Origin of the sequence: Paenibacillus sp. PvR133, assembly GCF_017833155.1 — a bacterium.
GTDB classification, from domain to species: domain Bacteria; phylum Bacillota; class Bacilli; order Paenibacillales; family Paenibacillaceae; genus Paenibacillus; species Paenibacillus polymyxa_B.
This window is the reverse complement of sequence record NZ_JAFIBS010000001.1, coordinates 3,781,894-3,796,853: the sequence shown is the minus strand read 5'-3', so window position 1 is coordinate 3,796,853 and position 14,960 is coordinate 3,781,894. Positions and strand designations below refer to the sequence as shown.

Below are 14,960 nucleotides of genomic sequence, written 5' to 3'. Positions count from 1 at the left end.
GCTAGTAATACTATTTATATTCTTTTTGGATGCATTTTTCTCAGAAGGAGTTGATAATTATGAAGAAATTTATCATGAACTTAATCCTTACATTTTTCACTGGCCTCTTCGCTATTTATTTACTTACTCGAAAAGTAGAAATAGATGGTTTAAGAGTTTGCTTTATAAGCACAGGAGTAGTAGCACTAGGTTATCTGACTGTGTGTTTAATAAAAAAAGCACGTAAATGAAAACCACATTTCTAATACGGACCAAAAAACGGCAAAAATAATTATGCTTACGTCACTCAATGAAAGTGAGGTTATACTCGATGCGTATTCCATGGAGTTGATAATTTCATCTGTTCCATGACAGTTAGATTGACCCCGTAATATGAAAAACAGCGGTATCCTTGGATGAGTCCTAGATACCGTTGTTTTTTTGAACTATCGTTCCTTGTTTGTTAAACGATAAACTTAATCTCCGTATTGTGTTTACAGCATACGAAACTTCTGCTTTGAATTCACCTCTGGACGATGCAAGGTGAAGAAGAACCTTTCGCCTACTGTGGGAACAGATTTAGGAAGCCATGACTTCAATGTTCAAGAGGATGCCGCTACCGCAAGCGTACCGGAAGAATCCGCTGTATGATGAATACTCCGCACGAAGCGAATCGTTTTTGTTTCTGAGTGCATTACGACTGAATGAGTTTCCGCTCTGTGACCAGGAAGAGAACGAACCCCCTGCAACCACTCCCCAGGTGTCACACCTGTAGCCACAAACATCACGCCTTGGCGTCCGACCATATCATCCATGGAGAGCAACGCACCGGGATCAGTAATGCCCATACGCTTGCAACGCTCAATCTCTTCTTCACCATGAGGCAGCAGGCGACCCTGGATTTCTCCGCCCATGCATTTCAGCGCTGCAGCGGCCAATACACCCTCAGGAGCGCCACCAGAACCGATATGCAAATCTACACCGCTATCCAGGCATGTTTCAATCGCGCCCATCACATCCCCATGGCCAAGCAGTTTGATTCGAACGCCGCTTTCCCGCAGAAGCTTGATGATCCCGGCATGCCGTGTACGATCAAGAATGGACACAGTAAGATCAGACAAGGATTTACCGAGTACTCGTGCAGCTTTTGACAATGTAGTTGGAATTGGGTCCTCAAGTGACAGCTTTCCAGCCAATGCCGGGCCAACGGCCATTTTTTGCATGTACATATCCGGAGCGTGGAGTAGACTACCACGAGGTGCAGCAGCAATGACCGACAGAGCGTTATTCAAACCATTTGCTACCGTTTCGGTTCCCTCTAGTGGATCGACAGCGATGTCCATAGCCGGTCCTCTGCGATTGCCTACTCTTTCCCCGATATACAGCATGGGAGCCTCATCCATTTCGCCTTCGCCAATGACGACCGTGCCGTCCATGGATACCGCATTAAAATGAGTGCGGATGGCTACCGTAGCCGCCTCGTCTGCGCTATTCTTATCTCCACGCCCTGTCCATTGTGCTGATTGCAGTGCCGCTGCCTCTGTTACCCGAACGAATTCCAATGCCATTTGACTCTCCATACCTATCCCTCCACCTCTCCTAAAAATTAATTGTTACCCTTAAGCAAATGAACTATTTAGGGCAACTTTGCTGCAATCTTTCTATTTATCTATTAAACTCCTGTATCCTACGATTTTAATTTTTAGTTATATGAGCAGCTACTAGGCTCTATAACATTCTGATAATTAAACCTGCCGTCTCTTCAATCGCCTTATCTGTAACATCAATAACCGGACAATTCAGCTCTTTAAACAAAGACTGTGCATACGCTATTTCCTCTTCTACCCTCATCGCTGTAGCATACTGCACATTATTAGGAAGCCCCATAACCTTTAGTCGCTCACTGCGTATTTTCAACAGTAACTCTGGCTCGATCGTTAATCCGAACACTCGACCACGCTGAACATCCTTCAACTGAACAGGCGGTGTCAGCTCCGGTACAATCGGTATGTTGACCGTTTTATAACCTTTATGCGCGAGAAACATGGATAAAGGGGTTTTGGAAATACGGGATACTCCAAGCAATACAATATCCGCTTTGAGAATGGCGCTCACATCTTTACCATCATCATATTGAACCGCAAAATCCAAGGCCTCTACACGGCGAAAATAGTTATCGTCCAGTCGGTGCAGCAGACCAGGCTTCTCTTTGGGATCGTTATGGAACGTATCGGCAAACGCCTGCATCATCGGTCCCATAATGTCGACAGCCCGCACATTCAGCCGGACAGCCTCCTCTTTCATCGCTTCTCTCAATTCTGGCTGTACCAGCGTATAAGCTACGAAGCCTTTACGCTCGGCAACTTCCTCCATCACCCGGCTCAGTTCGTCTTCATCCCTCACGTTCATAAATCTTTTGATCTCTGTGTCCGGTAACTCAAATTGGCGCATGGTCGCCTGTACGACAGCTTCTGCCGTCTCGCCAATCGAGTCTGAACAGATCGCTATAAAATGACTGCTCACCTGAACCATTCGATTCCTCCCATTAATCCTCTGCTACCATATCGAGCAACATTTTAATAATATTCGTTTTTGTAATGCGTCCCACAACTTTCCAGTGCTCCCCTGGCTTGTCGGAGTCGGAAGGGACGACAACAGGCAGGCTGTCGATTTGACGGGCAATAATTTTGCGCGCTGCCTCTAATACCGTATCCTCTGGGGAAACGGTGACAACATTCGCCTGTCGGGTCATCACAAGGCTGACAGGAATGGTTGCTGCATTGGGATTCCCTAACGTTACCTTAAGCAAATCCTTGCGGGAAGCTACCCCTGCCAAATCTCCGTCTTCATCGGTGACGATCAAATTGCTCACATTTTCCAAAAAGAGAGCTACGACAGCTTCCTGAATCGTGGTTGTTTCTCGTACGATGACTGGAACCCCATGAAGATCGCCGACCTTCATTTGCAACAGCCGGAATTTTTCCTCCCGGTTCGGCGTGCCCCGCTTTCCAACAAAATATCCGACCTTGGGCTTTGCATCTATGTAATTCAGAATGCCCAATTTGGATAGGTCGGTCCGAATGGTCGCCTTGCTGAGATTAAGCATTTCCGCAATCTGATCCCCGGTAATCGGGGCATGCTTTTGTACGATGTTTAAAATTTCTACTTGTCTTGCCGTAAGGTCGATGATGAACGTCCCTCCTTTTTTCTTGCGATCTAATATTGAATATAATACGTCATATATAACAATAAATCAACCTTAAAAATCATATAAAACATCACATATATAAAATTAAGGCGGTTATTCATGTCTTTTTATCATTTAAAACACTTATTTAACACAAAAAAACGGGTACTTTGCACCCTGCTCTTTCGAGTAAGGCGAAGCACCCGCTCCCTTATTCGTATCTTAAAGCATCAATTGGACGCAGCTTCGACGCCTTTCGCGCCGGATATACTCCGAACAACACTCCAACCCCCATACAGCACAGAAAAGAGTAAAGCACGGGCTCTATCGAATACACAATCGGCATTTGGACGAATTTCTCGAGTAGCTTTGCACCTCCGAGACCCACCATTACGCCAACCAGTCCACCCATCAGACTGAGAAAAACAGCCTCAGCCACAAACTGCAGCATAATATCACTGCGTTGCGCACCAATCGCTTTACGAATCCCGATCTCCCTCGTACGTTCCGTGACGGACACCAGCATAATATTCATAATGCCGACACCTCCAACGCCAAGCGCAATTGCAGCTACACCGGCCAGCAACATATTCATAATCCGATCAACCCCGGACACTGTTTTTAAGATTTCCGTCTGGGTCATGATCTGAAAGTCATCGCCCTCTGATGGCTTTAGCTCATGTCTGGCACGTAGCACCTGCCGAATTTCAGCACTTGCCTGATTAATCTTCTCCTCTGTTGTTGCAGAGGCGTTCACCTGCTGAATACTCATATTGCCTAGCCGTTCCATCCCCGTTGTAATCGGTACATATACCTGCTGACCACTGTTACTCATATTGGAATTGGAATTTGCCAGCACACCAACCACCTTAAAAGGAAGCTGTTTAATCATGATCGTCTCACCGACCGCTCTTGAGGCATCCGGACCAAAAATATTACGGGCCGCATCACTCCCAAGCACGGCCACATTCATTTGTTTATCCACTTCATAGTGGGTAAACGACCTGCCTTGAGCTAGTGACAGCTTTCTCACATGAACGAATGCCAGCGAAGTCCCCTCAATTTGCGCGCTGACCTTATTGCGACTCCACGTAATATCTGCATTGGTCATGGCACTTGGCGCTACCTCTGCTACTGCTTTTTGCTCCTCTAGCGCATCGATATCTTCCAGAGATATTCCTTTCGTCTGACTGAACGACATGGAGCTGGAACCATCATATGGAGCATAAGGATAGATCATCAGCAGATTATTTCCCATACTGTTGATCTGAGATGTAATCGTAGCCGTTGATCCTTTACCGATGGCTACAATCATAATCACAGCAGCCACTCCGATAATAATGCCCACCATGGTCAGCAAAGATCGCAGCATATTGGTTCGCAAACTGTTGAGCGATACACGGATAATTTCCTTAAACTTCATGCCTTCACTTCCTCTGCCGCCATTCTTCGTTTCCCAACAGGCTGATCCTCTTCAATCCGCCCATCCCGAAAATGAATCAGACGCTTGGCATATTCCGCAACCTCCTGATCATGAGTAACCAATACAACCGTTTTCCCCTGATCATTCAGACGCTGAAAAATCCCCATTATTTCAACACTTGTTTTGGAGTCCAATGCGCCTGTCGGTTCATCCGCCAAGAGAATGACCGGATTGTTCACAAGTGCGCGCGCAATAGACACCCGCTGCTGCTGACCGCCTGACAATTCGTTTGGCCTATTGTTCATCCGATCGCCTAGACCTACGCTAGTAAGAGCCTCCATTGCCCGCAAACGACGCTCCTTGGCAGGAATACCCGCATAGATCATAGGCAGTTCCACATTCTCCAAAGCCGTTGCTCGCGGGAGCAAATGGAATTTTTGAAATACAAATCCGATTTTCTGATTACGTATAATAGCCAGTTCATCCTCGCGGGCATCTAATATCGAATAGCCATCCAAATAAAATTGTCCCGATGTAGGTAAATCCAGACAGCCGATGACATTCATCATCGTGGACTTGCCTGATCCAGACGGTCCCATGATCGCGACAAAATCACCGTCAGCAATATCAAGTTGTACCTCACGCAGGGCATGAATTTCCTGATCTCCGACCTGATACACTTTTTTCAAATCCTCAATCTGAATGACGTATCTCATACCCGTTTAAAAACCTCCCTGCATGCCGCCCATAGCAGAAGGGTCCGGCGGAGGTTCAGGAGCAGGCACAATAAGCGTGTCACCCTCCTTTACACCTGACTTGAGCTCGACTCGATCTGGCGTGTAAAATCCGAGTTCTACGGGTTTGAATGTGCGCGCCCCTGGATTCGCAGCGTTATTAGCGGAAACATACACGCCATCCTGTCCCCCTTCCGATCTCAGCGCAGTAGCAGGTACGAACAATACATTTTTGTGTACTCCCAAAATAACGGCCACATTCATAATCATTCCCGTTTTGAGCTTGCCTTTCGGGTCATGAACAGACAATTCCATCAGATACGTCGTCATCCCTTCATCCGTAGAGGCTTCCGGTGAGACGAATTGCACCTTCCCTGGAAATGATTCACCCGGATATGCATTGGTAGTCAACACGGCTGAAAGACCCTTCTTTACTTTGACAATGTCGGTCTGACTTACCTTCACAACCACCTTAAGATCGTTGGAATCCGAGTTATTCATGACAATGAATGGAGCCGTCGGACTGGTCCCTACATCCCCGTTCACCTTCAAGATTACCCCGTCCCAAGGTGCTGTGACCTGAAGCTTGTTCAATTCATTTTTCTTCTGCTCCAGTTCCGTCGCCTGTCTTCGAACCTCTATCCGTGAGGCTTGAATATTGGATGCATCAGCCGGAACCTGAATTTTGCGAAGCTCTGCCATTGCCGTACGATATCCGATTTCAGCTTCTGAAATGGTGCGACGTTTTTGCGACATGATTTTGCGGAACTGCAGATCCAGACCATCATAGTCCGTCTGTGCTTTATCCAGTGCTTGCTCTGCCTGCTCCAATTCACTGTTGGACACCGCACCGGCATCATGTAAAAACTTTTGGTCTTCATATGCCTTTCGCGCCTGTTCCAACTGTTTTTGGGAAGTTTTCTTCTGACTTTCGGCTTCTTCCAGCTCAAATGATTCTTGCGCTGTATCGATAGCCATTTTGGCCCGAAGTACATTTGTTTTCTGAATTTCAATATCCTCTGCCTTCGGACCTTTCTCCAATTCAGCCAGCTTGGATTTGGATATTTCCAAAGTATCAGACGCAGTCTGAATTTGCATTTTAATTTCTGAACTGTCCAAAAGAGCCAGCACCTGTCCTTTTTTCACCTTGTCCCCGGCTTTCACATTTACCACTGCCAGCTTGTTATCACCTGCACTCGTGAAGTTTAACTTCACTTCCTTGGACGCTTGCACGGTACCGGACGTGTCCAGCTTCTCACTCACATCGCCGCGCTCTACTTTAAGCGTCTCATCCTGAACCAAAGGTGCCGCCTGCTCCTTGGGCAGACTCAGATATACTGCTGTTCCGCCTCCACCTACAACCAGTAGAACAATTGCAGTCCATATCCACTTTTTTCTCCGTTTTTTCCGTAACTTGATTAAAGCATCATTTAAAACCGTTTCTGCCAACGCCTTTTCCTCCCTATGTGCTCCATGGCTTGTTCAACGTATACTCATTTTGATCCAACTCGATCGCCAGCTCTTCCATTTGCCGTTCAATCTGGTTCACTTTCAACTGATTATTTTTCAATTCCATCTCGATAATTAGACCTCTGTCCCACTTTTTGCGCGCTAACTCCAAGGCCTCTTTTGCCGTACGCAAGCTTTCTTCCAGTTGTACATATTTTTTTTGGTTTTCCTTAACCGTGGCATACAAATTACGGAGTGATTCGGCAAAATCCTTTTGACCTTTGTCGAGCTCCTCTTTAGCCGTATCGACATCCATTTTAGCTAGATCATAAGCACCTGCGCCGCTGTTAAAATCGAAGTATCTCACATTAAGTTCCGAAGTTTTGATACTATCCTCCAGCTTCCATAAATTTGGATTCATGTCTGTCAGCTGTTGTATATGTATTTCGATATCCAGCTTCTTCGGTTCCTTGTACACGGGCCGATCAACCAATTCATAGGCTGTTCCGTTAGGTTGTCCCATGAGGAAGTTCAGAGCATCCCTAGATTTTTGCAACGCAATTTTCCCCTGCTCTACTGTTTGCTGAGCCTGGCTTCTGGTCTGTGTACTCTCGTTTTTCGCATACTCAGAAAGCTTGCCGCGTGCAAATTTGGCAAGTGCAATCTTTTCCTCCGCTTGGGCGATTTCAAGCGCTTCCAGATCATTTTTCACCTGATTCTCTGCTATAAACACACTTTGGTAGCTTTTCATCACATTAAAATAAATCTGGTCTTTGGCGAACTGCGCCTGCTTTTTACTGGCTAGATAGGATAACGTAGAGGAACTGTAATTCCTCCATGACGTTTCATCATCAAAAAACTCATCCTCTATAAACGAATCAACAGGTGTATAACCTAGCTCCTTTTCTGCATTTTTCAGTTCGATTCTGCGACGCTCTACATCCCGTTCGGCGGTACGCGTATTGTAACTGTTCGTCTGTGCCCATTCCACGGCCTGATTGAGTGTTAATATAGGTAAAGCCTGACCCGTTACGGATGATGTCTTCGATGTAGCCTCAGTAGATGGACTAACCGACGTACTTGATGCTACATTTCCTGATAAACTCTCAGACTGTACAGTGGAGGCCAATCCTGATGATAAGGACAATACAAGCAGCACGACAGCCGCTTTTTGCTTCATAGATGAATCTCTCCCCTTTCGGTTCATTCCCCGAATCTTTTCCATTTTTTTCGACATAAACTTCCACGAACTCTTTGCATTCTAATTGTACTTTCAGGTTTATGTTGGTACAAGGTGTCAAAACAATACATTTTTGTAACCTTTACTTCCTGATTACTCGCTTTATACTACTTTTCGTCCAATGAGATATTGATTCAACCTATTTTTACCTGAACTTTACCTAATTTTCAGCTAATTTTAAGGAAACCAACAGCATCTATTAAGGTTTGGAACATATACTAGAGAAAGAATAACAGCCGCTCACTGGGAGGGTTAATAGATGATAAAAGAATCTCGCATGACAACCACTAACGAACCGTCTGATTTGTGGATGACCCGCTTTTTACGTGAATCAGAACAAAAAAAGAAACAACTGATCCGGGAAGCCCGGAAAAATAACGATATACCGCTGATGAACAGCATTTCTTTTCACCTTGCCCAACGGGATCAGCAGCATCTTATCGGATAAAATGACAAGTGAATCTTATGCTATAAATAACAGATTACCTCTAGTTATCTGCTTCATATGCTAGATGAAAAAAATCCGGGACAAATCGATAATTGATTTGTCCCGGATTTTTGTGATAATCAAATCTAATATAAAACCGCATAGCTTGTTCCGTTCCTATTCTTCCATCTCCGCCTGCGGATCATAGAGATATTGATCGAGTGGAATACGCCCGCTTTCATTAAAACGTATGCCTTCCTCCTCCAAATACAGACGCTGCAGGGATGCGGACTCATCCTCCTGCAAAGCAATCTCCCCCAAACGGTTGACCACTCTATGCCAAGGAAGTCGGTGTTTTTGGCTCAATGTATGCAAAATTCGCACCACCTGTCTGGCACCTCTTGGGCTTCCGGCCTCTGCCGCAATTTGACCGTAAGTCATTACTTTTCCCTCAGGGATCAACAGTATAATTTGAAGCACACGGGCAGTGAAAGGCTGCATGTTCTAATTCCTCCGTATTACTATTGCTTTTTTTTCAATAATTATAGCACCCTGAACAGAGGCTAAAAACCCCTGCTCCTACGAATGTAAGAAGCAGGGGAAAACCCATCGTTTAAATTTAGAATCCGCTCAGACCCTGCCTTTTTAAATCCTGTGCTACCAATCGGGCCAGTTCCCTTGCACCTTCATAGTTTGGATGGAGTGTATCACCGTTCATATACAAGGCCAGTGTAGCGTCTTTACCAATAGAAGTGAAATAAGCTGAGCTAAGAACATTCAGGTCGACTAAAGGCGTTTGTTCCTCTTGAGCCAGTGCCAAAATAGCGCTTCTATACCATCTATTTTCTGCGTTGTGTACATTGTTAGCATTAAAGTCAGTGGCTCGTCCTTGCGGAGTTGACAGGATTACCGTCGCCCCTTTAGCCTTAACCTGCCGAATCATATCCTTCATCCAGTCCTTAAACTCGGCTTCGCTTTCGTTATGCTTTGGATTGGTGTCATTGATGCCCAATTGGAGAATAAAATAATCCCCCGGCTTAATATATTGGACGATGGCCTCCAACTGACCGTCCTGGTGGAAGCCTCTAGCAATTTGGCCTCCTGACGCCATATTGCGAATTTGAAAAGTATTCGTGTTCACAAACTCTGGCAGCAGTTGGCCCCATCCCGCCTGCACGCTGCTATCTAGCGGATAATAGTTACAAACCGTAGAATCTCCACCGATATAAATCGTTCGATTCGTAACCGGATTGCTAGATAATTGCCTGATTTCCAATGCACTGAGTGTGAAGACCGCGCCCTCTTTGCCTTCAGTAACTAGCAGATTTAGCTGCCCGTCTGTCACTGGAATTTGAAAGCGATCCTTGGCCCCATTCCCTGTCATATTAATGACCTGATACACCCCTTCAGCCGCAATACTCGAACGAGAGGTATCTCCTAAAGTAACCGACACCTCATACAAACCAGGAGGAAGATCAACGTCAAAAGTATTCTCGCTTTTCGTACCTGTAGCCAGGAACCGTACCGCATCACTTGCCACTCCAGTCCCCGAAGCGCTGACATTACGCATATTCTCAGGGGTACGAAAGCCATACCCACGTGCTGAGTCATAGGACAGCGAAGCACTCACACCGGTATAACCCGTTTCGACCGTACCTCCGCCAAAATCAAACTTGTACTCGCCAGCGGATGCATGTGCCGGCGTAGCTATGCCCCCACCTGGTGCACCACATAAAAAAGCTACTAAAAGCATACCAGTCAATCCTTTTTTCCACTTCATTCTTCATTCCTCCTCCAAATTTTTAATTGTACGAAGCAAAGGATATTTTATTTTTTGTAAGCGCATACATAAAATTCTACCCATTGTTGCAGGGTTATGCCTATGTAATTCTTATGCAAAAGAAAAGTAGTTTATTCGTTAAGCTGAAACTTGTACTTGTACACAAAAAAGCCTCGCAGTTACAACTGCGAAGCTTTATGAAGCAATATTTCGTCATATCAAAATTACTACATTAATCCGCAACCAAAATTCCGTCAAAGCTCTCTGGACCTACTCGTACTGTACCCAGCAGGTTAGAAGAAACAAAAGCTGTATAAACCAATTGTGGTGTAATCGGCGGGTTAAAGTCATCGGCTGAGAACGCAATAACCTGTGGAGCTAATAAACTCAAACTGAAAGTAGACGTAGCCGAATAAACAACAGGGTCAGTTACCAGGGTACCTCTTACAATAGTGATCGTTATTCCGACTAAAGCAAGCGGAAGTTGAAGCGATATGGTTCCTTTAAGCAGAACCCGTGGCGTACCTGTAGCTCCCAGTGTGTTTAATCCGATCTGCCCAAACAATTGAGGCGTATTTAAAAGAGTGATCGGAATGGCAATAGAGTTAGCTGTCGAAGCGTTTTGGGATGTTCTCCCATCAATAAATGTTCCCATGGTTTCCCCTCCTCTCTCTACCAGATACTCATAGACTATGAAAAAGTTTGTTTTGTGCTTGGACTGAATAACTTGTAAAACACACAACTTCTGATGAATAGGCTAATGTGCAGCCCTTTCCCTGGCCCTGTGAATACACTAAACCAACACTGGGAAAGGAGGGATGTCATGTCTAATAAGTTTAGAGCCACCTTAAGGGGGGCTAATGAAGTGCCTCCTGTCAGAACAAATGCGACGGGAACAGCCGAATTTCGTTACCGTCCAACGAGCCAACAATTAAGCTTTGAACTGACTGTACGCAATATCTCACGGGTAACCGAAGCGCATATTCATCTGGGACGAAGAGGTGAAAATGGCCCTGTTGTTGCTACACTGTTTGGTCCTTCGAAATTTGGGATAACCGTTAGAAGAGGCGTCGTTACCGGCGTGCTACGTGCATGTGATCTTACCGGTCCGCTCAGAGGCAGAACCATTTATGATTTGGTGTGCCAAATCAGAGAGGGCAATGCCTACGTCAATGTCCACACCATCCGTCATCCGAACGGTGCCATTCGTGGACAAATTAGACGCGCACCTATCAAACGCTGCAAATAACGAATGATCATGAGTATAAAAAAGAACTTCCATGCCACTCATTTTGAGGCTATGGAAGTTCTTTTTAATTCAGGATTTTGCAAAATTCGATTCCAGTCGCTCCGAAGTGCATATATAGACGGACTAAACCATTTCAATCTATATCTTGTTCATTGGAAGTCGCTTATGGAATTTTTGCAAAATCCTCAATTCTTAACAAAAGTTAAGAAGTTCATAAGCGTTTCTTAAGCCCTTCCCTTCAGGGTTGTTAAGAACTTTATCTTTTAATAGAAAGAGTTCAACAAGATACAGTTCACTCCTGAAAGGAAATGAAGCTTATGAAGCCTAAGACCAAAGAAAAAATTCCCGAATTGCAGTTGGGCAGAGCCATGGCGATTTTAGCCGTCTTGATGGTACATGCCACTTCTTATGCAACGGTTCAGCTTACAAATTCCAGTCTTTATGTTGTATACAATGCGCTCAATGTGTTGATGAAGTATGGAACCCCCGTATTTATCGCGCTTAGCAGCATGGTACTGTTCTACAACTACAAGGATCGTCCGATGGGACGACAGCTCTTAAGCCGCTTTTATAAGCAGAGATTGCTGTACATCCTCTTACCTTACGTCATGTTCTCTCTATTTTATTTCATCCTGTCCCTTATGGCTGGCAGCTCCGAACCATGGAATATAATCACACTTGCGAAAAGCTTTGCTCTGAAGCTGGCCACAGGCAAAGCGTATACTCATTTATATTATATTTTTATCATGATGCAATTCTATCTTGCATTTCCATTCGTACTGTGGCTGTTCCAGCGTTGTCAGCAACTTCCACAATGGTCTATTGTCCTTGGGCTCTTGGTACAGTGGTCATTTGTTATTGGAAATAAATTTCTATTTCAGGTTCAAAATAAGGGCAGTTGGGCACTGTCTTATATAGCCTGCTACATGCTGGGTGCTGCTCTCGGTTACTACTACCCACAGCTGAGAACGTGGTTTCTGATGCGTAAGGGGGAACGAAGTGTTGCCGGAGTGCTGACATGGATCGCAATTTGGGCTTTATGGCTGATTTCAGCCACCATGCATGTCTATATGTGGTACGAAAATAGAATGTACGGAATCTCGTACAATTCGCTAGTTTTTGAACTTATGTATAATATGTACAGCCTGTCTAGCACTCTGGTAATACTACAGATTTCCTTTTTAATGTACAGACGACAAGATTCCTTTGTCACTCGCAAACTGGAATGTCTGGGCACACTGTCCTTTGGTGTGTATCTGATTCATCCGTTCTTCCTGCTCCTGTATCGGCAGTTTTCACCACATATCGGTTCTCCGCAGCTTATTCATGCGTGGTATGCCGGAGGTTTTTTCTTTGTACTTCTTTGCTCTTGGCTCGTCGTGTCGATCATCTCCCGTTTCCTGCCATTTGCTTGGATCTTGTTCGGTCAACTACCAGAAATAGAAAAAAGACAATTCAAGCAAGAAAACCGTATTTCTTCAACTGAAACAGCACTATCCAAAGGCTGACGACCCCAAGCAAGCGAACTGAGATGAGTGTCCATAGCCTCCATCTTTAAAAAGGTATATAATACGCCCATATTGTATACTGCTGGAAAGAACAGAAAGGGTGCACAACCATGCATAACGGAACCATTTTATTAGTAGACGATGAACCTGAAATTATTAAGCTGATGCAAATTTATTTGGAAAATGAAGGATATCGACTGCTTATGGCACGAGACGGACTGGAAGCGCTGGAGCAAGTCAGTCGGGAATCGATAGATGTGATGGTGCTTGATGTGATGATGCCCAATATGGACGGGGTTGAAGCTTGCATGAAGATCAGAGAAACCGAGCATTTTCCGATTATTATGTTGTCTGCGAAGGGACAAGATATGGACAAAATCACAGGACTCAGCGTTGGAGCCGATGATTATGTCACTAAGCCGTTCAGCCCGTTGGAGCTGGTGGCACGCATCAAATCCCAGCTGCGCAGAGTACGGAAATATACCCACTCCTCCCCTGCATTGGAGCATGAAATGATACTGGATGAACTCTCCATTAATTCTGCTACGCATGAGGTCACTCTCGCCGGAGAATCCATTAAGCTGACCCCGCGTGAATTTGCCATTGTCGAGCTGTTGGCACGTAATCGTGGTCAAGTGCTGAGCATGGAGCAGATCTATGAAAAAGTGTGGAAGGAGCAATATCTGGAATCCAACAACACGCTGATGGTTCATGTGCGTAAAATTCGCGAGAAAATTGAGGCTGATCCGAGAAAACCTAAATACCTGAAAACGGTGTGGGGAATCGGCTACAAAATGGAAAAATTCGATTAATGGAGGATTCACGTCTTGAAGGCAAAACGATATGACACATTGGGATGGAAGCTGGCAGCCCTTAGCCTTGCCGCCTTCACTTTAACCGGACTGATTTTGATGGTGTTTTATTATGGAGCATCTTTGCTACTATGGCTGAACCCTTCCCGTTCATTTTTTGGCACTCGTCTAATTCGCTGGACCGTGAATCATATTGGGTCCCCACTCATCATGCTGATTGGAGGGCTGCCTTTATATATTTATTTCTTTTTCCTTTTTACCAAAAATACGATTGGCTATCTTCGCGAAATTACGACGGGGATGCAGGAGTTTGCTGATGGAGATCTGTCCTATACGATCCCTGTTTCTTCAGCGGACGAGCTGGGTACCTTGGCGAAAAATATGAACACCATGGCGGACAAGCTCCGTCTCTCACTGGAAGAAGAACGGGCTTCCGCCAAAGCCAAAAACGACCTGATCACCGGCGTATCTCATGATCTTCGTACCCCGCTAACATCCGTGATCGGTTTTTTGGAATATATTGAAACCGACCGCTATCGGGATGAAATTGAGCTGCGCTATTATGTGAACATTGCTTATGAAAAGTCATTGACGCTTAAAAAGCTGATCGATGAGCTGTTTGAATACACGCGTGTGAGCGGTGGCAGTCTGCCACTGGAGCTGGAGCCTGTAGATCTCGGCAAATTGCTTACCCAGCTTGCTGAGGAATTTGTACCCTCGCTGGAACAGGCGGACATGTCCTACCGTGTCCGAATCGTCGAGCCTGTTCGGATTCTAGCCGATACCGACGAGCTGGTACGCCTGTATGAAAATTTGTTTTCCAACGCTATTCGATACGGAAAAGACGGCAAACGCCTCGATATCACCATAGGACGCGAAGACGACGAGGCGGTGGTAATCTGCACTAACTACGGCACCCCAATTCCTGCGGAAGATGTCCCGCACTTGTTTGAACGGTTTTACCGGGTGGACAAATCACGTTCCAAGGAAACTGGAGGCACCGGACTGGGCCTTGCGATTACAAAAAGTATTACCGAGCTGCATGATGGCTGCATTTCGGTTAGGAGCAATCGCAGACAAACAGATTTTGAAACCCGTTTTCCCCTCTACTCCTACACATAAACAAACGAACCAGCCAAAGATTGTATCTCTGGCCGGTTCATTTCTGACTT

At 45.3% G+C, this 14,960-nt stretch carries 16 protein-coding genes; 6 read left to right on the top strand and 10 right to left on the bottom strand.

All coding sequences use genetic code 11. The features are described 5' to 3' along the window. Window positions 1–59: 59 nt before the first annotated feature. Window positions 60–230 (top strand): hypothetical protein, encoded by a 171-nt coding sequence (locus tag JOE49_RS16920; RefSeq protein ID WP_023988444.1) that lies wholly within the window; start codon window positions 60–62, stop codon window positions 228–230. 351 nt (window positions 231–581) lie between these two features. Here JOE49_RS16920 and glpX read toward each other — a convergent pair whose 3' ends face one another. From glpX to JOE49_RS16885, 7 genes are all read right to left on the bottom strand, one after another. Then, a complete protein-coding gene (glpX, locus tag JOE49_RS16915) occupies window positions 582–1,559 on the bottom strand; it encodes a class II fructose-bisphosphatase (protein ID WP_013310165.1) in 978 nt (325 codons plus the stop codon). 148 nt (window positions 1,560–1,707) lie between these two features. Then, window positions 1,708–2,511, bottom strand: coding sequence for a pyruvate, water dikinase regulatory protein (locus JOE49_RS16910; RefSeq protein ID WP_025723337.1), 804 nt, complete (start codon window positions 2,509–2,511; stop codon window positions 1,708–1,710). A gap of 13 nt (window positions 2,512–2,524) precedes the next feature. Beyond that, window positions 2,525–3,139 carry a helix-turn-helix transcriptional regulator gene (locus JOE49_RS16905; protein ID WP_223822107.1) on the bottom strand — a complete coding sequence of 205 codons (615 nt, stop codon included), beginning with the start codon at window positions 3,137–3,139 and terminating at the stop codon, window positions 2,525–2,527. A gap of 238 nt (window positions 3,140–3,377) precedes the next feature. Then, complete coding sequence (locus JOE49_RS16900; RefSeq protein WP_023988441.1) at window positions 3,378–4,589, bottom strand: ABC transporter permease; 1,212 nt, start codon at window positions 4,587–4,589, stop codon at window positions 3,378–3,380. Next, window positions 4,586–5,305 carry an ABC transporter ATP-binding protein gene (locus JOE49_RS16895; protein WP_023988440.1) on the bottom strand — a complete coding sequence of 240 codons (720 nt, stop codon included), beginning with the start codon at window positions 5,303–5,305 and terminating at the stop codon, window positions 4,586–4,588. The genes JOE49_RS16900 and JOE49_RS16895 overlap by 4 nt, the downstream gene beginning before the upstream one ends. Window positions 5,306–5,311: 6 nt before the next feature. Next, window positions 5,312–6,772 carry an efflux RND transporter periplasmic adaptor subunit gene (locus tag JOE49_RS16890; protein WP_053325356.1) on the bottom strand — a complete coding sequence of 487 codons (1,461 nt, stop codon included), beginning with the start codon at window positions 6,770–6,772 and terminating at the stop codon, window positions 5,312–5,314. A 13-nt stretch (window positions 6,773–6,785) separates the two neighbouring features. Then, window positions 6,786–7,952 carry a TolC family protein gene (locus tag JOE49_RS16885; RefSeq protein ID WP_209942031.1) on the bottom strand — a complete coding sequence of 389 codons (1,167 nt, stop codon included), beginning with the start codon at window positions 7,950–7,952 and terminating at the stop codon, window positions 6,786–6,788. Window positions 7,953–8,271: 319 nt separating this feature from the next. Here JOE49_RS16885 and JOE49_RS16880 point away from each other — a divergent pair, with 319 nt between their 5' ends. Beyond that, window positions 8,272–8,460: a hypothetical protein gene (locus JOE49_RS16880; protein ID WP_013370989.1), complete on the top strand. Its 189-nt coding sequence runs from the start codon at window positions 8,272–8,274 to the stop codon at window positions 8,458–8,460. Window positions 8,461–8,616: 156 nt separating this feature from the next. Here the strand turns inward: JOE49_RS16880 and JOE49_RS16875 are convergent, their stop codons facing one another. From JOE49_RS16875 to JOE49_RS16865, 3 genes are all read right to left on the bottom strand, one after another. Continuing rightward, window positions 8,617–8,940: an MGMT family protein gene (locus JOE49_RS16875; protein ID WP_023988438.1), complete on the bottom strand. Its 324-nt coding sequence runs from the start codon at window positions 8,938–8,940 to the stop codon at window positions 8,617–8,619. A 118-nt stretch (window positions 8,941–9,058) separates the two neighbouring features. Continuing rightward, window positions 9,059–10,219, bottom strand: a complete 1,161-nt coding sequence (locus JOE49_RS16870; protein WP_209942030.1) for a rhamnogalacturonan acetylesterase — start codon at window positions 10,217–10,219, stop codon at window positions 9,059–9,061. A 232-nt stretch (window positions 10,220–10,451) separates the two neighbouring features. Next, window positions 10,452–10,874 carry a hypothetical protein gene (locus tag JOE49_RS16865; protein ID WP_023988436.1) on the bottom strand — a complete coding sequence of 141 codons (423 nt, stop codon included), beginning with the start codon at window positions 10,872–10,874 and terminating at the stop codon, window positions 10,452–10,454. Between the two features lie 168 nt (window positions 10,875–11,042). On the opposite strand from JOE49_RS16865, the gene JOE49_RS16860 reads away from it, so the two are divergent. The 4 genes from JOE49_RS16860 to JOE49_RS16845 all read left to right on the top strand — a co-directional run bounded on the left by JOE49_RS16860 (window position 11,043) and on the right by JOE49_RS16845 (window position 14,910). Further along, a complete protein-coding gene (locus tag JOE49_RS16860; protein WP_053325353.1) occupies window positions 11,043–11,468 on the top strand; it encodes a CHRD domain-containing protein in 426 nt (141 codons plus the stop codon). 317 nt (window positions 11,469–11,785) lie between these two features. Next, window positions 11,786–12,976: an acyltransferase gene (locus JOE49_RS16855; protein ID WP_209942028.1), complete on the top strand. Its 1,191-nt coding sequence runs from the start codon at window positions 11,786–11,788 to the stop codon at window positions 12,974–12,976. Between the two features lie 110 nt (window positions 12,977–13,086). Next, complete coding sequence (locus JOE49_RS16850; protein ID WP_023988433.1) at window positions 13,087–13,788, top strand: response regulator transcription factor; 702 nt, start codon at window positions 13,087–13,089, stop codon at window positions 13,786–13,788. 15 nt (window positions 13,789–13,803) lie between these two features. Beyond that, window positions 13,804–14,910 carry a sensor histidine kinase gene (locus tag JOE49_RS16845; protein WP_209942026.1) on the top strand — a complete coding sequence of 369 codons (1,107 nt, stop codon included), beginning with the start codon at window positions 13,804–13,806 and terminating at the stop codon, window positions 14,908–14,910. Window positions 14,911–14,960: the final 50 nt, after the last annotated feature.